Origin of the sequence: Paenibacillus sp. 19GGS1-52, assembly GCF_022369515.1 — a bacterium.
Taxonomy (GTDB): Bacteria; Bacillota; Bacilli; order Paenibacillales; family Paenibacillaceae; genus Paenibacillus_AQ.
The window spans coordinates 5,648,125-5,671,780 of record NZ_CP059724.1 but is presented as its reverse complement, the minus strand read 5'-3'; the positions used below and the strand labels follow the sequence as shown (position 1 = coordinate 5,671,780).

Here is a 23,656-nt window from a genome sequence, read left to right as displayed (position 1 = left end):
TTGGAGGCTGAAATGAAGAGAACCGTTGCCCGTTCTTATAGTAATGGAAGGCGCCGGAGCAGGTGGGGGTATCACGAAATTGAGGGTTCTGTCTCGATATTCTTAATCATGGTACTGGCTTTTGTGTTTCTGTTTGCCACAGTATTGATTGATTATGCGCGGATTGCGGCTATGCACGTACAGGGTGAACGCTTAGCAAGAGCGGGTGCCCGATCAGTACTGTCAGCGTACGATAAGGAATTGCGGGAGAACTATGGATTGTTCGCTTTTGGAGACAGTGATGGCAGTCTGCTATTGTCGCGGGTGTTAAATGATAATCTACATAAAAGCGGCCGGGAAGATGGCTTCAATCCTTTGACGCTTGGGCTGGAATCATCTTCCCTGAACTTTAGTCGTTCGCTTGGAAGCTATGATGTTTTTCGCCGGCAGATTAATGAAGAGATGAAGTACAAAGCCCCGATTGATTTCGCCTTGGAGCTGGCTGGGAAATTCAAACCGTTATCGGCAGCGATGGGAGAGGCTTCGCAAGCAACGAAGGTGCTCAGCAAGCTGCAGCCACTCTACGATGCGCGTGAAGAAGCGCTGGATCTTATGCAGGAGCGGCGCAGACAAGCAGCAGAAAGTGGAGAGTCTTTGCTTCAATTGATCATGAATCCTCCTCAGGATAGCATTGTTCCCAGCGTTTTGGGCAATGTCACCTCTGCTGCAGATATAGCTGCGCAATACAATGACTATATTGGGAAGTACTACGCCGACATGTATCGTGACAGTAAGAAGAGGCCTCAGTATACCAACGAGCTAGCTAGCTACTTAAGACAGTCGGCGGAGATTCGCTCACGGATTCCTACTACGTTTCTAACATTCCGTACAGATCACGAACGATTAATAGAGGAAGCACAGAACGCATTGAAGAGAGCTCGGGAACTCAATGAGGAAATGGAAGCAGTGCTGGAGCAGTCTCGAAGCAACGGAGTGGGTAGCGGTCAGGATCAGACTGCGAATTGGGACATTCCGGGAAGCTCCGATGGCATGAGCACGGATATATTAATGAAACTTCGTGAACAGGAGGACTCACTGATTCTCTCCTCTGCTGATTTTGGAAGTATGGAGAATAATCTATCGACACAGGGACAGGCATATCTAGCTATTGCTCCATTAGTTAACGTACTGCTTAACGTACTCTCTCAAGCATCGGGAATTAACGGAGACAACTCACAAATGTTTGCTGCTGTTCTGGGAGCTTCCCATATTATCGATAGCTATCTGCAGAATTACGGTGTGCATGGCGCCATTCTTGCCAGCGAGACTGCTCAGATTGAGGAGCATCGCAGCTCGGATAAAGAGCGTAAGCAAACAGAGCGTGAAGCTAAGTCCAAGCTGGGCGATGCAATGAAAATGCTGGACAAGATCAAAGATCTGAAAGATCAGGCAGGGGAATCGTTAGAACGCTATGAAACACTGAATCAATACTACGAGGATAGTGTCTCTTTTAATGAAGGACTAGAGTCGGAAACCTCACAAGCAGCCCAGTCAGAGACTGATCCTTATGCGGCTGGCGATTCTGCCATGTCAAGCATGGACGGGATCTATGCTGCAATGGGCAGCATCATGGAAGGGGCCAGAGACAGGCTTTTTCAGACGGAATATTCAGCACTGTATTTTCAGCATTTTGATGTTACCAAGCTGGCCGCATTAACCTTGGATGCCGAAGGTACAGCACCTCAGCAGCTAATTGACCAACTTGATCCGCAAGCACAAGAACTGGAATATATCCTTTACGGATTTCATAATCCTGTGGGCAATGTGGCGGCAGCTTATGGCGAAATATTCGGGATGCGCTTGGCCATCCGTACAATGGAAGGTTTTATTGAGAAGGCAGCACTTGGCAATCCACTGGCTATCCTGGCTGCAGCCCTGCTATACGGTATTGAGCAGGCGGTTCAGGACATGCTGCTGCTCTGTGAAAAGGATGCTGTACCCTTATCCAAATATATGCCCGCACAGCTCAGCTACCGCGATCATCTGCGTCTGTTTATGATGCTGCATGGTAGTGGAGAGAGTCAGCTTTCCCGGATGCTTGCTTTAATTCGCTTAAATACGGGAATAAACCCTGCCGAAAAAAACACTTATGTCGCTGCGGATATTAAACTCGGCATGCGGCTTTGGTTCTTGCCCGGTGTAATTAAACTGCTGAACTATGGTGGAGGGAGTTCCGGTGATGTGCAAGGTAAAGTCTATTACAGAGCTGTTAAGGCTGATTTCTCTTATTAACGGAAGGTTGTGAGGAGAATGCGGCAGCGCTGGCATCGGAGAAGTAGGGGGACGAGGGATGAGGGCAGCATGGTCGTGGAAGCGGCCATGGTACTTCCTATATTTCTGTTGTTCGTTCTGTTTCTAATTTCTATCGTGCAGATGACCTTATATTCAACCGCCTTGCAGAGCACCGCCTCCGATACCGTCAAAGTCATTTCAACACATATGTATCCTGCAGCTTTGGCGGCACAGAAATGGGGGACGGAGAGCGGTGACGGTAAAGAATCAGAGGCAACTGATATAGATGGGGCGTCTGCCGACTCAGCTGCAGCTACCACCTGGAGTATTCCTCGCCTGTCACTTACCGATTGGGGCGGAGAATATGCTGAAGCGTTGCCGAAGCCTATGGATGAGTGGGTGATGGCCGCTCTACAGAAGGGGGAGGGCCCTCTGCAGGAGCTGCAGGCTGAAGCCTCACAGAGTGTACTGGATGTTGCGGTAAAGCCCTTAATGAAGCCTTATCTATCCTCAGATTTATTAGATTACGACCGCATCCATGTATCCAATATTATTGTTCCGGACCTGAAGGCGGGAACGAATCCCTATTTCGGACTTGAGGTTAGCTACGAGCTGCCGATGAAGGTGCCTTTTCTGAATCAGCGTATCGTACTTGAAGCTAGTGCGGTTGAACGATTATGGATTGGGGATACGGGAGAAACCGCAAAGGATAGTGGTGAGGAGCCTGAGAATGCCGAGGAAGGCATTGTGGTCTTGGAGCAGCCAAATCCAGGGGTAGCGGGTCAGAAGGGCAAGATCCGGGCCAAAATTCCAGCTGGCGCATCTGCGAACCTTTCGATTTTTTATAAAACCGGGTTAAGCACAGCTAAATATTTAGGCTGGAAACAGGCGGATAAAGACGGATATATTGAGTGGGAATGGACGATTGGCTCTAACACCACTCCAGGCGTTTGGAAGTTTGTGATTCAATTGGAGGACGGCAGATCCATTGAAGTGAAATTTACAGTTGTAGCTAGGGGAAGTGGCTAGTGAAATGAAGTGGTGGAAAAAGGAGCATATTCGATGACGGAGTGGGCATTTTGGGGCTGTCTGCCCTTTCTGGCAGCGGCGTTTGTTACAGATATCCTCTCCATGAGAATCCCGAACCGGATCACCGTGTCTGCGATGATCGCGGGTCTGCTTGTGCAGGGTATAATGAATGGCTGGCAGGGTCTGTTGTTTGCTGGTGGTGGGGCAGCTGCGGGGTTCATACTGCTCCTGATCATGTACATGATAGGGGCGGTTGGAGCTGGCGATGTTAAGCTTTTTGCGGGAATCGGGGCTTGGACGGGAATATTATTTACGCTGCAGGTCCTTATGTATTCCGTATTCTTCGGAGCATTGATCGGTTGGATTATTGTTCTGAGGAGAAAGGAAACAGGAAGCCGTTTACGTAAAGTCTTCAGTAGAGTTACAGGGTTCATGCTGCTGCAGAGTCCGGGTATCTTAAAGGGGAATAGAAGTGAGATGTTAAGGTTTCCCTTTATGCTGGCGGTAATCCCCGGTTCGGTATGTGCATATCTCTATTTTTAGCTTAGGAGGTGCAACTTGTTGTTTGGATTAAATCGTGATTTTATGCAGCAGGACGGTATATTTATGACGCTTGGTAAGCACGATAGTCTGCGTGCAGACAAGCTGAATATGGTACAGGCCCGCATGCTGATGAACTCCAGTATTCCGCATCATCTGCGGCTGCTGCTTAAGGAAATGGATCTGGATATTACTTTGGAATATGCTGTGTCCCGTAAAAAAATGCTCAGTCATCTGCTCAAAAGTGAAAAGCTCAGCATGACTACATTCTTCGGCTTGCTGCTGCAAATAGCTCGGGGAATGGAGGACGGCAGGTTGTTTATGCTGCGGGCAGAACAGTATGCACTGCATGAGGATTATATTTTCATTGAAGGATCACTGCAGAACGGTAAAGTGTATCTCACGTACATTCCTTTAGAGAATACTGAATCTTCTGTACGTCCCGGAGAGGGCTTTAGGTCGCTGATTATGGTGCTATTGATGTCCATAACAGAGCTTGTGGGTAACGGAGTTCAGAGAATATTGCAATACTGTGGGGAGGATGGCTTTACTCCTGCGGGATTCCGAGAACTGGTGGCGGAGCTGATGACGGAAGGAGATTCTGTTCTTTCGCTTACCAACCCTTCAACAGTTGTGGAGCAAGCAGTAGCAGGGAAATTACCCCATGAGCGCGTGAGTGAGCTTTCGGTGCAAGAAGCGGCAGCTCCCGTGAGGAAAGCTTCAATTCATGATGAGGGAAGTCAGGCTTCAGCGAGGCATAATCCAACACCATGGATAAGCGGTTATCCTAGTCTTGGAATAAAAGAAGAGCAGAGACCGATCAATAGCACAGGTGATGAAGCTGATTTTAAACAACAATCCTCAAGCTCTAGAACCTATATTGTTCTGGCTTGTCTTTTGGGAGATGCGCTGATTTGGAAGTTCCTTTACCTGAATAGTACGAAGCTGCTCTGGCTGGTGGTTTGTGGAGTAGTGACCTTAATACTGGCGGCCCTGAGCGGGCTGGTTTGGAGCGGAAGAATCAGGCTGGGAGTTTCTGAAGATGAGGAGGATATGGAGGAGGAGCCAGCCGATATAGGCAGGAATATGATCCGTAAGGAGCTGGTAAGGAATTCGAGTAGAAATCCTGTGACTTCTGTTCATCCAGCAGCCTCTCCTATCATCGCTCGGGAATCGCCTAAGCTTTCAAACAACGTAGAATCTCCGCAGATTGACAGTTTTGGAGCCAGCAAGAAGGAATCTATTCCTTATGGAGTCAAGGCACCGATACCGATCGCGGCAACGGCTTTACTGCCACAGGAGCAAGTGCCGAATAAGGGGCATGAGATTGAAAGAATGAAACGTAATGTTCCATACCTCGAAAGATGTGATGCCGAGAATGGAGAAGCTATGGAGAAAATTGAGCTGAATCGCACCAGTTTTATAATCGGCCGATCAGCCGAGGTATCTCAGTATGTAGAAATATCAGAAGGAGCGTCGAGAGTGCACGCTGAAATATCCAGAAGCCCAGAGGGTTACATCTTAAAGGATCTGGACTCTAAAAATGGCACCTTTTTTCAGGGGGAGGCCATGATTCCTTATAAGGAATACCCACTGACCGAAGGGGCTGCATTCATGATAGTTAAAGGGAAATACACTTTCCACATAGCCTAGGGACTAAGTAAAGGATTAGGTGTTTATGCGGCGGCAAAATGTTATTGGGATTTCAGCTGTTGCAGAGCCTGCTTAAGTGTTGGATAGGTAAAGGTGAATCCGTGTACCAAGGCTTTGGCGGGAATGACACGTTGGCCCTCCAGCAATATTTCGGATAATTCACCCACTGCTGCTTTTAGCAAAAAGGCTGGCAGAGGAAACCAATGAGGACGACTGTACACTTTGCCAATGGTTCTGCCGAATTCCTCATTCGTCACCGGATGTGGGGCAGTAGCATTAACTGGCCCAGAAATGCCGGGATTCTGAATACAGAAATCAATCAGAGCCACGATATCCGCAAAGTGAATCCAGGACATCCACTGCTGCCCGCTGCCGATTTTTCCACCGAAGCCCAAGAGGTAGGGCAGTTTTATTTTGGGGAAAGCTCCACTTTCATTCCCAAGTACTACTCCGGTACGCAGTTTGATCAGCCGGATGTCCTGATAGGCATCGTCAGCAGCCGCTTCCCAAGTCTTAACAACCTCAGATGGGAAATCCATGACATGGACCGGAGAGCTCTCGTCAAAGGTGTCTTTCAGCGAAGTGCCATAAATGGCTACAGCAGAGGATTGGATCAGAACCGAAGGCTTTTTCTGCAAGGATTTCAATAGCTTGGCTGCTGCGGTAACGGTTTCAAGACGGGATTGCATGATAGACTTCTTCCCGCTGGGACTCCAACGTTGACTGAGAGAAGAGCCAGCAAGATTGATCAGAGCATCAGTGCCTTCTGCGGGTGTGGGGTTAGCAGCAAGGCTGTCCCAGGTATGATAACTGAGCTTAGGCTGGGATGTTTGGGCCTCTGGCAGTTTCCGTCCGACAATCATAACTTCATGTCCTGCCTGCAGCCAGTACTTGGTAAGCTCCTTGCCGATAAAGCCGGTGCCGCCGCATATCAAATATTTCACTTGTTGCTGCCTCCGCTCTTTTTATTTAATCATATGTCGGTAAGGGGAGTAATCAATTCCGTTCTTCTCCAGAAAATGAACGAGAAAGCGGTTATCCCGCCGTGGTGTGGCGACAATATAGCCTTTGATGCAGTGATCACGGGTTACCTCCGAAGCATCAGCTTCGATGGCGATTTTACCAATTTCGGCTGCAATGGAATGTTTGGCGATGTCGCGAAAGGGTGAAGGTACAGGCTGAACAAGCAGGTCCAGAAAAGCCTTTGCCTCGTCTCCCCACAGCGGACGGCTGCGCTCTACCCAGTAGTTTTGCCAGTCCAGCTTGGATTTCCCGTCAGCTTTGGGCAGTACTTTCAAGAATTTGCGGAACATAAAAAAACCGCCGATACACATGGTGCCTAGCAGCAAAAATGTCCAGAATGCGATGGTGTTCATAAACCAATTGCTGGGTGCTGCGGATAACAAGCCTAGTCCTAATTGTGTAGCCATGGGCATACCACCTTTGGGCAATGATTATTATCACAAATTCATCTTTCATCTAAAGTATAGCGTATTTCTATAGTTTTGCGTAGCATAAGCGGGCATATCAGCCTTGCCTAGATTTATTTTCCCGATCACGGTAGAATAAGTGTTAATTCGTGAAGGAAAGAGGTAAGAGTATGCTAAAAATAGGTTCTCACGTGTCCTGCGCGGACAAAGGTCTCTTGAGCGCGGCCAATGAAGCAAATGAGTATGGTTCCAGCTCGTTTATGATATATACGGGTGCGCCGCAGAATACACGCCGCAAACCGATTGATTCAATGTACCCTATTGAAGGGAAGCTGGCGATGCAGGCCAATGGAGTAGAGGAGATCGTTGTCCATGCGCCATACATAATCAATCTCGGCTCCTACAAGGAAAGCATTTTCCAACTGGCTGTTGATTTCCTGCAGGAAGAAATCCGCCGTACACACGCACTTGGGGTTAAGCATATTGTGTTGCATCCCGGCGCATTTACGGACAAGGATGCCCAATTCGGCATTCAGCGGATTGCCGACGGACTAAATGAGGTTCTGGGTGGCACGGATGAGACGGAGGTTCATATTGCGCTTGAAACCATGGCTGGCAAGGGTACTGAGATTGGTCGCAGCTTTGAGGAGCTTGCCTCCATCATTGACAAGGTTGAATTCAACCAACGGCTTTCGGTATGTCTGGATACCTGTCACATTCATGATGCGGGATATGATATCGTTAATGATCTGGATGGTGTGCTGCAGCAGTTTGACCAGACTATCGGTCTAGACCGCTTGGGTGTCATTCACCTGAATGACAGCAAGAATCCACGCGGAGCACAGAAGGACCGTCATACTCCGATTGGCTCTGGCTGGATTGGCTTCGAGACGATTAATAAGGTCGTTCATCATGAAGCGTTGGCAGGCCTGCCGTTCATTCTGGAGACACCTTGGATTGGCAAGGATGCCAAGACGTTGCGTCCGATGTATGAGGTGGAAATCGCGCTCTTGCGTGGAGATGTAGCGGAACGGTTTGGACCGGAGTTTATGCAGGAGGTTGAAATGCTGCATGTCTTCTTCGCCAAGCAGGAGCTTGATTCTCGTCAATATGTGCTGGATGTCTGGGAGCTGTTGAAGAACGATGCCAAGGCTAAGAAGGCAGATCCACGTGAGCCGCTTGAACGGCTATATGATAATGTTGCTAATGCCGGATTGTTCCCGCAGCTCAGCGAGCAAGCTATTAATCACCGTCTGATCGCTTGGCTCGCGGGGAAACAATTGCTTATTAACGCCTAAGCTAAACTATAGATTGCGCAAGTAGATGAGAGGGTGGCAAGAGAATTATGGAGTTACATGTAAAGAGAGATCATTCGTCAGGTGAAGAAAAATATCCGAACCGGGCGCGTATGCTCATTTCCTGTCCCGATGGACCAGGGATCGTGGCGGCTGTATCACACTTTTTGTACCAGCACGGCGCCAATATTGTTCAATCAGATCAATATACGATGGATCCTGATGGCGGCATGTTCTTTATGCGAGTGGAATTTGATCTTCCTAAACTGGACGAGCGTCTGGAAGAGGTGCGATCCATATTCGGCGGGGTGGCGGAGCGCTTCAAGATGAACTGGCAAATCTTCAATGTGAGTCAGAAGAAAAGGCTGGCAATCTTCGTCTCCAAAGAAGATCACTGTCTCGTCGAGCTGCTCTGGCAGTGGCAGGCTGGTGATCTGGATGCCGAAATTGCGCTCGTGGTAAGCAACCACTTGGACATGAAGGCTTACGTTGAATCCTTCGGCATTCCTTTTCATCATATCCCGGTTAGTGCTACTACCAAGGATGAAGCAGAGAAACGTCAGCTTGAGGTTATCGGGGACGATATCGATGTTATTATTCTGGCTCGTTATATGCAGATTATTTCGCCATCGTTCATTGAACATTACCGGCACCGGATCATCAATATTCATCATTCCTTCTTGCCTGCTTTTGTGGGCGGTAAGCCGTATGCCCAGGCTTATCAGCGTGGAGTGAAGATTATCGGCGCGACAGCTCACTATGTTACCGAAGAGCTTGACGGAGGTCCCATTATCGAGCAGGACGTGCAACGAGTTAGCCACAGCGATGATGTAACCGAACTGAAGCGTATCGGGCGTACCATTGAGCGGGTTGTTCTGGCCCGAGCTGTGAAATGGCATATTGAAGACCGCATTCTGGTTCATCATAACAAGACAGTCGTATTTAATTAAATCTTTAATTTCCAGTGGAAGACAATGCGGGTAAGTAGCTTGTTTTTCACTGGAATCCTTCTTCAGTCGGGATGCCGATCCCACAGCAAATCATCCTCAGCATGTGACCCCAAACGGATAATCTAATACTCTTCATAACCCCTACAGGTAAAAAAGCATTTTACCAGCATTTTGGATACTTAGGCCAAAGTGTATTTTGTCATGTGCAAAAAACGTATTTTGAAGGAGGCAGAGGGTTTGTCTGTGCTATTAAAACGCAATTACTTGTTCGCGGCACTAATCTTAATTACCGGCTTCGGCGGGCTTCTGGGCTATGACCTTTATTTCAAACCTTATGTGTTATCTCAAACTGTGGTCAAGATCAAGGTGGTGGATGGTCAATTCTTGCCTAAGAACTATGAGCTGAAGCCGAGTGATCTGTATCTGGATTCTGTCCAGACCAAGGATATCCCTTCGGGAGTCATCACTGATATCCGGCAGGTAGAGCACAAAATTACGAACGTTAATCTGACCGACGGCAGTATTTTGACAGCATCATTAGTGGATGTAAGTAATCTGGAACCGCTGCAGGATGAAGGGATTTTTCCGATTCCGAAGGAAGCTATTTATGCCATTAACGGTTCGCTGCGCAGCCGGGACAAGGTAGATATTTATCTGGTGGAAGGTGAGCGCTCAAGCTCAACTGTGAAAGATCCAGCGAATCTGCCCAGTGCACCTTCTAAGCAGGTGTTTTTGACCGGAGTAACCGTTAATTATGTGCGCACGGAAGACAATAATGATGTGCTCGATTCGGAGCAGGGGAATGACAACAATCGCTTTACGTCAACCGGTAAGGTGGCTTCACCCGAATTGAAGCTAAAGAAAGGTGATGGCCAGCTGTTAGGGCAATATTTGGAGCAGGGCAAGAAGCTGTGGATCGTAAGGGTCGAGTAGGAGGGGGAAAGTCTTGAAAATATTCAGTTTGGGTATGGAGCAATTGACGGTTAATGAGCTCAAAAGTGCCGGGTTTACTGTAATTACACAAAATGTCCTGCCTGAACCGACCCATACGGAAGGTCAAATGCTGATGGTTACTAGTGATCAGGTGCCGGTTCCGGGATTAAGCGAGCTGCGCCGCAAATATACGAATACAACTATTCTCTATATTTATCTGCAAAAGGGAGTGCGCGGCTATCACGCCGTACATATGCTCTGTGAAAGTTTGGGGATATATTTCATGCCTCCGCGCTGCACCTCGTCAGCGGTAGTGGAGAAGATCCGCTTTATTCTGGATGAGGATTCAGACGAGCGCTGTAATCTGGTCGGTTTTTTTGGCTCAGGCCCCGGCATCGGCTGTACAAGTGTGGCTAAGTTGTTTGCACGGCGAATTGCCGCGGCAGGTCACCGAGTGATTTTGCTGGGAATGGACTTATATGATCCCGGCTATGATCGCAAAGCAGCGATAAGTCTGGATAGGCTAAGGCCTAAGATCACAGGCAAGCTGATTCATGCTGAGGACTTCGAACAATTCGTCAAACAAGAAGGGTATCTGTACCTCCCCGGCAACTACGACTATCTAAGCGCTCAGGATTATCAGGAGGAGGAGATTGAATATTTGCTGAATACAGCTGGAGAGAACGCTGATGTGGTGATTGCCGACTTCGGGTCTATCCCGGAGAGTGCTGCCTGGTACGTAGGAATGTTTAAATCGGTGCTGCATATGCTAGTCACTCATCCGAAGCACGAGTACAGATTGGAGCCGCTGCTGGAGCTGGCCGGACATATGGATCTGCATCCCCAGGATTTCCAGTTCATTATCAATCGCAGCAATGTGGAAGAGGTGACTTCCTCCAAGAACCTGGCGCTCCGTTATGGCAGTGAAATTGCTTTGGAACTTCCGTACTACCAACCCTTTCAAGAGAGTCTGCCCCTGGGCAAAAAAGAGCTTCAGCATGTAGATGATAAGGTGCACGCCCTGTTGGTGTCACTAGGTTTGGCGACGGAAGCCCGCAAGAAAGGGATGTTTATATGATCGAATACCAAGAACTGGAGCAGCATGATGAACAATGGATGCAGCAAATGCCAAAGGTTCAGCGGCTGTTCTCCCTCAAGCAAAGTGTGCTGCGTACTAGCAAGCCAGGGAAAGAAGATTTCTATGCATTCCTGCAAAAAATGAAAAGTGAGATGAACGTGGGTCTGGAACGGGAGGACGATTCTTATTTCGAACTGAATGCCAAGGCGTTGATTGGCGATCCGCAGGCGGTCAGCTTTTTCATGAATGAGATTGAAAAATACTTGCGGAGAACACCCTTCACCGGCAGAGTCCCGGAAGCCTATCGGACGGCAGCAGAAGCATTATTTCATGAATGGAAGGGCTTCGGACCTGCCTATCGCTGGTTCACCGACCGGGCCTACAGCGAATCAACCGGTCTACAGATGATCGGACGACAAATTTTTTATAACCGTAGAGGGAAATTCGTAGCTTATCCATACGATATGCCTTCATTAGATAGGGTCGAGCAGTTGAAGCGCTCTTTGCTGAAGAGTGATCCTAACAAGAAGCTGAACAAGGACAACCCTTCGGTGGAATTCAAAATGGATGATCCGCTCTGGCCCGGCCGCTTCATTCGACTGGCAATCTGGGTATCGCCTCGGGTATGGGAGGGATTCACTACAATTTCACTGCGCCGCCAGGTGGTTGAATTTCTCGATTTGGAAGATCAGGCTGGCACCGAATGTATTCCCGCGGAAGCGATCGAGCTGATCCGGACCCTGTCGGCCACGTTCCGCAATACGATTATCGCGGGAGCAGTAGGTTCTGGGAAAACAACCTTTGCCAATACCATTGTGGGTGAACAGCTGCTTGGCTCTACATCCTGCATGGGGGTAGTTATGATTGAGAAACATCCCGAATCCATTCTGCCTTACCAGATTAAAGGGCATCGGATTATTCCCATTCAGGCCACTAACGAAGAGCTGATGGAGGTTGGCGTAGAGTCGCTGCGGCATGATCCCAATATTTTATATATGACCGAAATGCGCTATAACGAATGGGAATTTTATCTGTGGAGCGGGGAAAAAGGGTATGACGGCATAACGGGCACCTTCCATACCGTTGATTCGGAGGATATTCCGTACCAAGGAGCTTTTGCCGTATCTACAAGGATTGGAGGCAGTCTAAAGGGACATTTGATCTCTGCACTGAAATCCTGCGAGCTGGTATTTATTCTGGAAAGTGTTCCGAACGGGAAGAAACGGCTGACGCGAATATCAGAGGTTTTTTATGAAGAAAACAAAAATTCAGTATTCGCGAATGATCTCATGCGCTGGGAGCCAGAGCAGTCGGGCTGGACCTATAATGATAAGCTGACAGCTGGCTTAGTTCAGAAAATGAAGAAGAAGGATTCGGAAGCTGCACACAAGCTGTTGAAGGAGCTTGAACGACTGGCGGTCGCCAAACCCATGGCAGAACCCTTAAAGGAAAGCCTGAAGTCAAAGATCGTTCTGAACGAGTGAGGAGGTGAGAGGTTTGGTGCTGTTATTTTACATCCTGCGTTTTGTCTTTCATTTACTGGTCGCGTGGGGACTGTGGCTTATGGTTAAGCCGCTTGTCGAGCGGCATTTGCGGCAGGTAGGGCAGAAGCTGGAATATCGAATTCAACGCGGAAGGAGTGTTTTTGGCAAAAAGGTTAACAAATTCAAGAGAAGGTTGTGGATCTACCGTCACCTGGATAATCTGCTGTATTTCGTGCACCGGAAGTATGAGCCGGGAATCAGTGTCCTGAGGTTTGTAATGCGTATGGGATTTCTATTCGTTGCGGTCTTCCTCTCAGGACTGCTGACTCTGAGTGAGCTTCCTGGGCATCTAAACTTTAATAATCCCTTTATGGAGGGGATTTCCTTCGATAACAGTCGGCCGATGCAAGGCACCTGGCGTTTTCCACTTTTCGTTGCAGTGATCTCAGCGACTATCCCTTATTTTAAAATGAGATATACCTATGCCCAAAGGAAGGTGCGGGGAAGTTATGATCTGCTCGATGTGGTCAAGATTTCCACCAAATTCACTCACTTATCGGTCGATGCCATTCTAAATAAAGCAGCTGATTTTTTGACAGACGGTAATGTACTGAAGACTCCACTGAAGCTTCTAGGAGCGGCCTTTGGCAATTATAGTCATGAAAAAGAGCTGAATGAGGAGGCGGGGCGTTTCTCCAGAGCGATTGGAACCACCTTTGCCGTAGAGTTTGTCTCAGATCTGCTCTATGCCGAGAAGGAGGGAACCCGTTACCTAAAAAGCTCGCTGATGATGCTGAATCGCTCTATGGAGCAGCAAAGGGAGACTATTTTAACGGTAAAAGCCAATAGCAGAGATGCGATTAGTCTGGGGCTGTACGGGAATCTTGTGGTACTGTTCTCTTCGGTAGGAACCTTTATTTATATGCTAAAGCCAGATGTGTACATCCAGTTGCAGTTCCAAACGTCTGTGGGGCTAACTTTTTTGATGGTCATTATTACAGGTCTCTTTTTATCTTTTGTCATCAGCACTATTCTCTCCAGACCCAAACTGGACTACCACTGAGGTGATGAATTATGGATCGATTATTGTTATTAGTTGCCGTATTCGGCATTGTATATGTCGCCTTGCTTGTCTTTGTGAGCAGTAGTAGTAAACAGGAACGTTATATTCTCCGGCTTGGGTTAAGCTGGAACGCACTGGGAGAACGGATACAGGACAGCAGGCTGCAGCAATTATTGAATAACAGTGGAATATCCGTGAGTGCCCGCAAAATCACATTATTCCGCTATGCGGCAGCGCTAATCTTTTTAACCCTACAGGTTGTTGGAGACTTCATCCGCACCATTCCTTTCTCCATCTATGACCTGCTTATTGCCGTTCTAATACTGGTGATCACCAGTCCTTTGCGTTATCTTCCGCTGGGGTGGCTGCTGACCTGGCTGCATCAGAAGACGATTATTCAAAAAGATGGCGAGCTGATCTCCTTCATCCGTCTCTATGAGAACAATCGGCTGCGCAAGCGTGGTTATGTGCAGTTTGGTGCTTTTTGCGCAAGCACGGCCGGACACTTTCAGTACATCCGTCAAGATTTGTACGAGCTGTCGGAGCGAGCGGTTGATGATGGTGCCGAGCGGGCGATTGAATGGTTTTGCAGCAAATTTCCGGAGAATCATGGTTTTATTAACGACATTCGTTCCATATTGCTGGCTACGGAAAGTATGGATGATGACACAGAGGCCGCTAATTATTTGCGTGAGCAGGGGAAAATCATTTCCAAAATATCCAGCGATCAGTATTTAAAAAAATGGTCTTTTATCGGAGATATCTCGACAATCATTAATGTTATTCCGTCGATTGCTACCTTTCTGATGATCGTGTCGCTGGCTATGCAGTACATTATGCTCATCAAAGGCAATTTTAACGGAGTAGGCATGTTTCAGTGAAATTTTATATATTCAAGAATATTATAAAATTATAAAATTAAAGGGAGATATTAACAATGAAAAAGGATGCTATTTCTACCGGATTATTTATCGCTATCGGATTTCTCTGTGTCGCAATCGTAATTGCTATTTTGATTCCAGTTGTTCGTGATGTGATGGATGATGCGGATGATAACAGACCGACTATTCCAGGAGTAAGTTTCGTTCAACCGCTGGATTCCAGCCTAATTGCTGTCTTCCCTCCTGTCTCAAAGGATGTGGCTTAACCCGCTATGAAAAAAGACTCTATTTCCGTCGCCATGTTTCTCGCTATTGGCTTTGTTATCGCCGGGATCTTTATCTCAGCAGCAACAAATATCATCGGCAGCAGCCAGGACGATATCATCACACATACCAAGCAAGTAGAGCAATATTAGAAGGAGGCGTTACCTTTGAAGGCGACCGTTCTCCGGGCATTGTTCATGTGGCTTGTCCTGTTTATTATTCTGCAGCCTATCTTCACCTACATAGATTATTTGCTGGATTTACAGGTGAAGGCCAACACGTCCTATATCACGCAAAAAGCAGCAACGGAGGGGATGGTAACGGCTTCGATGCGAAGTGAGGTGGTCTCTAACCTGAAGGCTATCGGATTCCCTGAGGCTTCCATTGAAATTACTAGCAGCACTGAAACAGTGCAGGAGCGCAAGCAGCGAATTGATGTTTATGTAAGAGCACCACGGATGAACCTGTTTCCCTACAATTTCTCCGCTGTGGCTCAGCCGACACAGTATTATGGACACGGGTCAATTATGAGCGAATATCTTGACTGATTGAGAGTTGAAACTAATCTATGGATTACGTTATTAAACTGGCTTTTGTGCTGCTGATTTTTGTCTACTCCTGGTTCTTTCAGATCCAGAACCAGGAGTGGGACACGCTGCGTAGCATGCTTAAAGATGCGAATAATATCGCCGTCCATGATGCCGTACAAGAACTGGATGAAGCCGCTCGGGCGCAGGGCCAACTGATTATTGATCCTGAACAAGCTTATGCTACCCTGAAGCGTTCACTAGAGAGCAATTTAGGACTGGATGACAACTTGTCTCCCCAAGCGGGCAGCCGCTTTCGGAGTAAAGTGAAGATCATTAAGTTTGATATTGTCGATGAATCGTCCGGCGTTACTTTTCCACTCCTCTACGAGGATAGTAATTATGGCATCACCAAATACATACAAGGCCCTTCGGTTATCGCCGTCATTCAGACAGAACATCCGGTGCTGATATCCAGAACTAAGACGCAGGAAGCAATTACGGTGCCGGCAATTCAGGAGTACAGGTTCAATGAGTAGATAGATAGAAGGAGAGATTCAGGATGAAAAAGACAATTGTAAAAGCAATTCTTGTAGCAACGATGTTAGTTAGTGTGGCATTAGGTTCGGAAGGACCTATAAACGCAGCGGCAGCAACAACACCAGCACCAGCAGCCGGTAAGACTACTACGCCAGCTCCGGTGATGACCGATAATCTGTCTAAGTATGGGTTGAAGAAGGATGTGGAGTTGCCGGTGACGGTAACGGCTGGAGGGCTGAGTTATACGCTGCATAAGGTAATGATATATGATATTAACTCTTCAACAGCTATTTCACTACAAAAACAGTACAAGTTTGTTGACTATTTTGGAGCGATTGTTGATCCCCAATATTTAATCTGGACGAAAATTACTATAACAAATAAATCTAATAAAACTATCGAACATAGCAATAAAGATATGCTGTTTAAGTGGCGATTGTTCTTTGAAAATGGGGGAGAGGCTGTTCTAGTTGACGCTCTTTCGGAGAAAGTTCACCTAAATAGTAAACAAGCGTTGTATGATTTTAAACTACAACCCGGTGAGTCGCTTATAACGTACCAAGCAATGTATTATAAAGGTAACTTTAAATATTTGGGCATTCTTCTAAGCTTTAATGGTGAGTCTGTAAAAAAATATATAGTAAATAGACCAGTGGTAAAACAATGAAAAGGTTCATTATATTACTTTTGGTGACAGTGATGCTGGTACCGATGTATGTAACCGCCGCGCAAGCGGCGGTTGCGCAATCCGGATCTATTTCTATCCCTATAACAACTGGTCTTATGGGAAGTAATAACAGTGCGAAAAGCTATACATTTGATCTACCGAGTGGTGTGAGCACGTCCGCTATAAAGGCAAGCAGCCTAAAATATAGTGGGAGTAATGAGCTGGCAAGCAGCCTCACCATTGAAAACGGTAAACTGAAAGTGACGTTAAAGGGAATTGCAAATCAGAAAACAGTTGAGGTAAAAGGTTATAATGATGACTTTGAATGGCCCTTCAGAACAAATATCGGGAACTCTATCTGGCTATATTCAGACGGTAGACGATGGCAGATTAATGAGTATAAAGAGAGTACTAATTCACTGTATTCTCATGATGTCAAAGCGGCAGACTTTACCACACCTTCTGCAGATCCGCCGAAAACAGTCGTAGCGGCTGCATCCGATCAAAGCATAGCGGGGAGGAAATGGTTCATAACTGAAACGGAACCAGTGGATAGTCAGTACGTTATTGCTTCTACGATAAAGCTCCTACCTGCTGGAGGATCTTCTTATCTCAAAGGGGAACCCAAGTTTCAAAACGGGAAAATCATCACAAATTATATAATTGGACCTAAAGAAAATCCTAATAATCCCAATGTTATCTCTCAATTTAGGGATGATACTGCTTTAGCCACTATCCCGATTACAGGCTGGGTACAAGGCCGTTTCTATTCCGCATTTGTCAATTACTACTACACAGCCACCGCCAAACTAACCACCTACAGCTACGGAGGAAAAATCACCTTCGACTACAATCCTCCCACCGAACCTACACTAACGGGCAATGTGGTTGTAGTAAAGCCGAACCCCAATCCCACCCAATCCGATAAAAAGAGCGATGTTCCCGTGCAACTTTCCTTGAAAGGAAACCTGATAGTCTATACGGATTCCTCTAACATCGAGGAATGGGTGTTTTATGCCAAGGAAAAGGGTGTAGACAGCACTTTACAAACAAAGAAGGACCCAACCAAATCGCTCACCAGCAATAAGATGTTTGACTTTACTATTCCCAAAGCTAAGTTAACTGGAAATATCTACAGGCAAGAATATACCTTGACCGTTACCGTTCGCTTTAAAAATCCGGTAGTGACCCAAAATGGACCAATAACATCTTTAAGTCAGCCACTGACCGCTATCGTACAGGTTTATACCATCCCCATCCCGCCTGACATTTTACCTGTATCTCCTATACAACCGGATGTTCCCCAAGGTAAACCCCCAGTAGCTGTGTTAATCGCTCCGGATACTGTTAAGGCTGGCGAGGAATTTACGATGAGCGGTGGCGGTTCTTACGATCCGGATGGAACCATAAAGTCCTACCTGTGGAACACGCCAGGTATTGGTGATGTGGTCATGGGTTCGAGTAGTACAACCTGGTACCCCGTTAGCAGTATTGGTGAAAACAATATAGGACTTTCGGTTGTAGATAATGATGGCATGACCGGTAGTACGAGTGGGATCATTAACGTAATCGAACCCATTCCGGTAGCGAGTTTGCAGATACAAGGGACGAAGAAGCAGAATCGGAAGGTGACAATACATAGCAACAGCAGTAGTCCTAAACATTATCCGTTAAATGATGCGTTGACCCAAATTACCATTGCAGCCGTTTCTGGAGGGACAAGCTCAGATATCAAATACAGCGGGACCTTAAGTGGCGTAAAGGATAAAGATGTCCTGTTTAAGCAGCCAGGTACTTATAAAGCAACCATTTCGGTAGAGAATATCTTGGGCTACAAAGCGACCCAATCCGTTACATTTGCGATTGCCCCGGATGAAGTACCTTTCGTGTATTTTTTTATGCCTGGAATAACTTATCGCAATCCTGATGATGGCAATAAAGCCTCTATTTCTATAGATGATATGTCCTATTCTCCCGATTCAGATATCGTTGATCGGCATTTGTGGGAATATCGTTATGACTCCGATAATGATGGGGATTTCAGTGATGAGTCTTGGGTGATTTATAGCAATGAGAATAAAAATAGGCTGAACATAATCGTGAATAGTGTTGGCCGATATGAAGTGAAGCTCACCGTATTTGAAGAATTTGGCCAACCGACCATTGATGAATTTGTAACCGCAGCAGATCGGAAATGGGCAGATTCAAGCACACAGAATGTGCTCGAGAAGATCGTCGATGTTCGAAACCGTGCACCTGAAATCGATTGGTCTTGGTAAAAGTGTAAGAGAATGATCAGAGCAATCAGCAACTATATAAATATAAAGGAGAAATTCAAGTATGATGGGTGCCTCTTCAAGTGACAGTTTTGGTCAGCCAACAGTTGATGATTATGTCACCTCGGTGGACCGGAGATCCGCAGACACAACTGACCAGAGTGTAGAGGAGAAAGTAGATGAACCGTTTACCTTTGCTACTGAAGGAGACTGGACATGGTAAAGCGGATCTTATGCGTATTGCTCATTTTATGTATGCTGATTTCAACGTTCCCGAGAATTGTCCCGGGGACAACTGAGGTGGCAGCACTCGATACTAATATTATTCAATACGCCGATATTACACTCCCTGCCTGGGGAGTTGAAAATGACTCTTACCAGATTTCAGGGACATATTCATCAACTGCGATGCACAATACTCTGACTTATCAATGGTCAGAATTTAAAATCACCAATATCACCTACAATAAAATAACTCACCGAATGAAATATAGTGTAGATAATTTAAGCTATAATGTTGACCTTTACAGAGTCGAAGGTACTGCAACTGGGGAGAGTCAGTACCAGTGGAATTTCAATGCCAGTCTGCAGATAAATGTTGCTAAAGCAGCAGACCCGATGTATTCAAGTAGCGGCTATGTATTTTATAATTACCAATATTACGCTGCACCTTGGGTTTACTATGATACTCCCCAAGCATACATGCATGTTGTTAAATCTGGAAATTTTGTGGAAGGTGCGACAATTCCCCGTGATGATACAAGTGTACTTATGAATTATGATTTAACCGATGAACCAACACGCCTCCACTTTAATTACACAATTAGTGATGCAGTTTCTTTTTCTGCTTGGGAAGGTGGGGGTTCGATTGGATCACATTGGACCCGAAATCAATTCGATGTTTATTTGCAAAAAAATGCTGCACCAACGTTATCCCTTATATCGCAAAATGGTGCAACTATTCAAAATGAGCCAGGAATGAACATTTATAATGTTGAGGGGTACGCTCAAGACCCCGATAACGATGATCTGGATGTCATGGTGGAAATTCCAAATGTGTATTATCGGAAGATTAAAGTAACTGCTACGAGGTCGGGGAAATACTTCAATATCCCCATCGATGCCATTGAAGACAGCTTGCCACCTGGATCCTATAACATTAATGTGAGTGTCGTCGATCCTTTCAATGTAAAAGCAGAAGCTTCTCGAACCCTTAATGTGACGATTCGATTAAAAAACAAGTCCTTTGTGCTGGTCAACAGTCCAGTGAATATTGGGGTAACCTTCAGCGACTATGAAAGCGATCCGCAGTATGCCTTGCGCTACAAATACGAGCATGATCCCAATTTTTTCGATAACTCTATGGGAAGGCTAGCGGATAGTGGGCTATGGAGAAGTACGATGTATCCATCCTTTCCCTACAGTGGGGTGTATGTCTCTTCAGTTCAAGCCAAGGATAATCCCAAAAATGACGACCGATTTGACCCTTACCGAATTTGGGGTAGGGATAATCTGTCATCCATGACCTTTTTAGTTCACCGCAAGCCCATTGCACTATTTGTCGCCAAACTGGTGAATGGAGGGCTGCAACTAACGGACAGCTCTTACGATCTGGATCATACCACGGCAGCCAATAAAGGAATTACAACGTGGCAGTGGCAATACAAGAATACTTCATCCGAGATATGGACGGAAGGGTCACCACCAGCGCAACTCCCTTCAACCGAACAATATGATATTCGCCTGCGGGTGCAAGACGTTGACGGTGTGAATGGCATTGGGGCCTGGAGCGATTGGTGTCAGCGGACTGTGGGCAGCTCTATCAATCTGCCTCCGGTAGCCATGTTTACCGTGGAGCCTCAGCTCGTTTCCTACCGAAAAGCGACAGCGATCGTAGACAAGTCCTTTGATCCGGATAATGATCCTTTGGATGTGTATAGCTGGACCGTAATCAAGGATGGATGGCAGCAGGTCTGGAGTAGTTGGGGCGGCGCTGTTACCCCACCTGATATCGCGGCTTATGGGATAGGAAACTATCTGATTACCTTACAGGTGCATGACAATCGGGGGTTATGGTCCGAACCGTATAGCCAGTCTGTACAGGTATTGAATCATCCTCCAGCAGCAGCTTTTTATATGCCACCAGAAGTGTATCGAGATACGGTCATTACCATGGACAATCTAACGCCAGATCCGGATGAAGATGGCGATAATTTATCCTACACATGGAATGGAAGGTTGAATGGCGGAGCCTATTATTACGCCGGAAGCAACCGGAATCAGGTCATGACCATTCGGGATCTGATCAATCAGAACGGGATAACACCGAAGAAGGCAATATCTGAAGGGTGGGAGATGCTTCTTACCGCGTCAGATGGTGCACAGAACTCCTATGCCACCCATTCCTTTGAGGTTAAGAATCACGTTCCTACAGCTGCTATCAGTGGACCGGAAACTGCCTTTCAGTATGACACGATACCGTATACCTCTGCAGATGAAGACCTGGATTCTTCTGATGTAAGCAGTTTGCAGTATTACTGGAAAGTAACGGATAGTGATGGCGTTACGAATTCCTATCGTACAGCCAATATCCAAGTAGATTTCCTGGAAACTGGGGTCTATACGCTGGAGCACTGGGTAGTAGACCAGATTGGTGACAAGTCGAATATAGCTACATTAAAAGTGAGTATCACCAAGAATCTAGCGCCTTCTATATCGTTGACCGCACCAGTGGGGACACCCGCAAGCCCATCTGTTCTCGATGCGGAGCTGCAAGGTGACCCATTGATCCAGTGGATTTACGCTGATCCGGAGAATGATCCCCAGGAAAAATACCGGCTGGAGTTCTTTTTCACCAAAGATGACCTGCTCTCGAAGACGGTAGAGAATGCAGATAGCAGCGGTTCCATGCGGCAGTACCAGGTTCCAAACCTGACGTTTGAACGGTTTCAGTACTTCTATCTGTATGGCCGCAGCTACTCTAAAGGTTCCTGGTCAGAAGTATCCAATGAAAAAGCGTTTATCATCGATAACCCGCCACAACCGGGGATGACGCTAATTACAGATACCGGACGGGATGCAACAAAGGTTCCGATCTACCGGACAGATATTCTGAACATGAAGAGCACCGCTACCGATCTGGATGAGTCCAAAGGGGATAGCCTTAGCTATCAATATTATCTGAAAGCAGCCAGTGGAACGGAAGGTTTGGCTAGTACACAGACTGGCTTCACCAAGCAGTTTACGACGAATGGTACCTTTACTTTGCGGCAGGTCGTGATGGACTCTCTGGGACTGTTCCGCGAGCTTTCGCAGAGTATCACTGTGCAGAACCGTATTCCTACAGTAAGCATCACTTATCCGACTAGTGATACTCAGGCTAATCCGACCGTTGCCAATACACTCACTCCCCTCATGAAATGGAATTATCAAGATGAGGATGGAGATCTGCAACAGCGGTATAAGGTGCGGATTATCAATATAGCCACAGGCGCTATCAAAGTGCAGTCGGGTGAGCAGGTATCCAGCGCTAAACAATGGCAGGTCCCCGCCGGCTCGCTAATCGAAAATGAAAAGTATGCAGTAGAGGTTGAAGCTTTTGACGGCTACAACTGGAGCAGCGTGTCGCCACGCAAATATTTCATGGTCAATCTTCTGAGTATTAAAGGCGGGGTACAGCATACGGAAGAGTGGAATAACAATCGTAAAGGGTACAATCTGAAGCAGAGCGGTAGTGAAGAGAGTCCAAGAGGATACAACGTGTATTGGGCCGGCGAGCGCTTTGTCCTGCAGGGAATTGCAACTGGGCTTCCGGATACCGTAGAGGTCACGATGACTGGGGGATATACTGCGAAGCTCAATTCAACCAACAACGATAAAACGCTTTGGACCGGTTCGCTGTATGATTTCTCTTTCGAGAGTCTGCCGAATGGCCCTGTTTCTTTTACCTTTACAGCAAAAAATGAATATAACACTAAAGTTGATACGGTGACTGTGGTGATCTCCGAAGACTGGTCAGAGTATTTTCAGAATCATCGGGTAAAATAATTAGCTTGAATGAATGCACTTATGCATTAATTATACATTTAGAGGGATCTTATTCTCCGAAAGATACGATTGTTTATTCGCAGGTTGGATAGTATCGTTTACGATATGCTCAGCCTGCTCTTTATTGTTTCTCATAAGCTGGGCAGCCACGGAGGCTGCTGAACGATCGGAGGTCAGCTCGGCTCTGCCCAAATAATAAGACAGCTTACCGCTGAATATTTTATAAGCGCACAGCGACAAGGCAAAATCCTCAGGGGTAACGAAGCAAGAGGGCTTGTCTACAGGCTGAACCTTGGTCTCTTCAAAGACAGAGGCTACAAAATGAGAACAGAAATAGGCATCTTCTCTATCGATTTTAATGTGCAGCAGCACTCCCACCAAGCCTAACAGGTTGTACTTATAGCGTTCCTGATTTTGCATCATACCCTGCACGTGATCATACATCGTATCATATTCCTTAGCACTTACCCGCAGCAGGTAAACGGCACAATCGGCATCACTATAGAAAGAGTCAATAAAGTTTTCTTGAATTAAGCCGGCAACAAAAGGATTGTGTCTTCTTTTTCTTCCGAAGCTGTACACTTCCCGCAGTTCACTGTCAAAGGCAATCGAAGCATGATTTAGATCCGCCCTTGTGAACCATCGTATAACACCGCTGAAGGCAGTGCCTGTCCCGGTAAGCACAACATAGATATCCTTTTGTAAGGTCATGTTCGAATTCCTCTCTG

22 protein-coding genes are annotated in these 23,656 nt (G+C 46.6%); 19 read left to right on the top strand and 3 right to left on the bottom strand.

Features of this window, described 5'->3' with window-relative positions; all coding sequences use genetic code 11:
• Nucleotides 1–12: 12 nt before the first annotated feature.
• The 4 genes from H1230_RS26270 to H1230_RS26255 all read left to right on the top strand — a co-directional run bounded on the left by H1230_RS26270 (nucleotide 13) and on the right by H1230_RS26255 (nucleotide 5,493).
• Nucleotides 13–2,271 carry a TadE/TadG family type IV pilus assembly protein gene (locus H1230_RS26270; RefSeq protein ID WP_239712768.1) on the top strand — a complete coding sequence of 753 codons (2,259 nt, stop codon included), beginning with the start codon at nucleotides 13–15 and terminating at the stop codon, nucleotides 2,269–2,271.
• Between the two features lie 69 nt (nucleotides 2,272–2,340).
• A complete protein-coding gene (locus H1230_RS26265; protein WP_239712767.1) occupies nucleotides 2,341–3,300 on the top strand; it encodes a TadE/TadG family type IV pilus assembly protein in 960 nt (319 codons plus the stop codon).
• 33 nt (nucleotides 3,301–3,333) lie between these two features.
• A complete protein-coding gene (locus H1230_RS26260; protein ID WP_239712766.1) occupies nucleotides 3,334–3,843 on the top strand; it encodes an A24 family peptidase in 510 nt (169 codons plus the stop codon).
• A gap of 15 nt (nucleotides 3,844–3,858) precedes the next feature.
• Complete coding sequence (locus H1230_RS26255) at nucleotides 3,859–5,493, top strand: DUF6382 and FHA domain-containing protein (RefSeq protein WP_239712765.1); 1,635 nt, start codon at nucleotides 3,859–3,861, stop codon at nucleotides 5,491–5,493.
• A 41-nt stretch (nucleotides 5,494–5,534) separates the two neighbouring features.
• Here H1230_RS26255 and H1230_RS26250 read toward each other — a convergent pair whose 3' ends face one another.
• Complete coding sequence (locus tag H1230_RS26250) at nucleotides 5,535–6,437, bottom strand: TIGR01777 family oxidoreductase (protein WP_239712764.1); 903 nt, start codon at nucleotides 6,435–6,437, stop codon at nucleotides 5,535–5,537.
• A gap of 21 nt (nucleotides 6,438–6,458) precedes the next feature.
• Nucleotides 6,459–6,923: a DUF2621 domain-containing protein gene (locus H1230_RS26245; protein WP_239712763.1), complete on the bottom strand. Its 465-nt coding sequence runs from the start codon at nucleotides 6,921–6,923 to the stop codon at nucleotides 6,459–6,461.
• A 170-nt stretch (nucleotides 6,924–7,093) separates the two neighbouring features.
• Between H1230_RS26245 and H1230_RS26240 the strand changes: the two genes are divergently transcribed.
• The 15 genes from H1230_RS26240 (at nucleotide 7,094) to H1230_RS26170 (ending at nucleotide 22,928) form a co-directional block, all read left to right on the top strand.
• Nucleotides 7,094–8,221, top strand: a complete 1,128-nt coding sequence (locus H1230_RS26240) for a deoxyribonuclease IV (protein ID WP_239712762.1) — start codon at nucleotides 7,094–7,096, stop codon at nucleotides 8,219–8,221.
• 47 nt (nucleotides 8,222–8,268) lie between these two features.
• Nucleotides 8,269–9,168, top strand: coding sequence for a formyltetrahydrofolate deformylase (gene purU, locus H1230_RS26235; RefSeq protein ID WP_239712761.1), 900 nt, complete (start codon nucleotides 8,269–8,271; stop codon nucleotides 9,166–9,168).
• Between the two features lie 237 nt (nucleotides 9,169–9,405).
• A complete protein-coding gene (locus H1230_RS26230; RefSeq protein WP_239712760.1) occupies nucleotides 9,406–10,101 on the top strand; it encodes an SAF domain-containing protein in 696 nt (231 codons plus the stop codon).
• A gap of 13 nt (nucleotides 10,102–10,114) precedes the next feature.
• Nucleotides 10,115–11,179, top strand: coding sequence for a CpaE/TadZ family protein (locus tag H1230_RS26225; protein WP_239712759.1), 1,065 nt, complete (start codon nucleotides 10,115–10,117; stop codon nucleotides 11,177–11,179).
• Entirely contained in the window at nucleotides 11,176–12,663 is a 1,488-nt protein-coding gene (locus H1230_RS26220) for a P-loop NTPase family protein (RefSeq protein WP_239712758.1), read from the top strand. The genes H1230_RS26225 and H1230_RS26220 overlap by 4 nt, the downstream gene beginning before the upstream one ends.
• Nucleotides 12,664–12,676: 13 nt before the next feature.
• On the top strand, nucleotides 12,677–13,726 hold the full coding sequence (locus tag H1230_RS26215) for a hypothetical protein (RefSeq protein ID WP_239712757.1): 1,050 nt from the start codon (nucleotides 12,677–12,679) through the stop codon (nucleotides 13,724–13,726).
• Nucleotides 13,727–13,737: 11 nt separating this feature from the next.
• A complete protein-coding gene (locus H1230_RS26210) occupies nucleotides 13,738–14,607 on the top strand; it encodes a hypothetical protein (protein ID WP_239712756.1) in 870 nt (289 codons plus the stop codon).
• 56 nt (nucleotides 14,608–14,663) lie between these two features.
• Nucleotides 14,664–14,873 carry a hypothetical protein gene (locus tag H1230_RS26205; RefSeq protein WP_239712755.1) on the top strand — a complete coding sequence of 70 codons (210 nt, stop codon included), beginning with the start codon at nucleotides 14,664–14,666 and terminating at the stop codon, nucleotides 14,871–14,873.
• Nucleotides 14,874–14,879: 6 nt separating this feature from the next.
• A complete protein-coding gene (locus tag H1230_RS26200) occupies nucleotides 14,880–15,023 on the top strand; it encodes a hypothetical protein (protein ID WP_154116669.1) in 144 nt (47 codons plus the stop codon).
• Nucleotides 15,024–15,038: 15 nt separating this feature from the next.
• Nucleotides 15,039–15,419 carry a hypothetical protein gene (locus H1230_RS26195; RefSeq protein ID WP_239712754.1) on the top strand — a complete coding sequence of 127 codons (381 nt, stop codon included), beginning with the start codon at nucleotides 15,039–15,041 and terminating at the stop codon, nucleotides 15,417–15,419.
• A gap of 20 nt (nucleotides 15,420–15,439) precedes the next feature.
• Nucleotides 15,440–15,937 carry a hypothetical protein gene (locus H1230_RS26190; protein WP_239712753.1) on the top strand — a complete coding sequence of 166 codons (498 nt, stop codon included), beginning with the start codon at nucleotides 15,440–15,442 and terminating at the stop codon, nucleotides 15,935–15,937.
• A gap of 23 nt (nucleotides 15,938–15,960) precedes the next feature.
• The gene (locus H1230_RS26185; protein ID WP_239712752.1) at nucleotides 15,961–16,605 is read left to right on the top strand and encodes a hypothetical protein; all 645 of its coding nucleotides are present in this window, start codon (nucleotides 15,961–15,963) and stop codon (nucleotides 16,603–16,605) included.
• Nucleotides 16,602–18,884 (top strand): PKD domain-containing protein, encoded by a 2,283-nt coding sequence (locus H1230_RS26180; RefSeq protein WP_239712751.1) that lies wholly within the window; start codon nucleotides 16,602–16,604, stop codon nucleotides 18,882–18,884. Before H1230_RS26185 ends, H1230_RS26180 begins: the two co-directional genes overlap by 4 nt.
• Before the next feature lie 61 nt (nucleotides 18,885–18,945).
• The gene (locus H1230_RS26175; protein WP_239712750.1) at nucleotides 18,946–19,104 is read left to right on the top strand and encodes a hypothetical protein; all 159 of its coding nucleotides are present in this window, start codon (nucleotides 18,946–18,948) and stop codon (nucleotides 19,102–19,104) included.
• Entirely contained in the window at nucleotides 19,098–22,928 is a 3,831-nt protein-coding gene (locus H1230_RS26170; protein WP_239712749.1) for a glycoside hydrolase family 78 protein, read from the top strand. The genes H1230_RS26175 and H1230_RS26170 overlap by 7 nt, the downstream gene beginning before the upstream one ends.
• 30 nt (nucleotides 22,929–22,958) lie before the next feature.
• Here H1230_RS26170 and H1230_RS26165 read toward each other — a convergent pair whose 3' ends face one another.
• The gene (locus H1230_RS26165) at nucleotides 22,959–23,639 is read right to left on the bottom strand and encodes a hypothetical protein (protein ID WP_239712748.1); all 681 of its coding nucleotides are present in this window, start codon (nucleotides 23,637–23,639) and stop codon (nucleotides 22,959–22,961) included.
• Nucleotides 23,640–23,656: the final 17 nt, after the last annotated feature.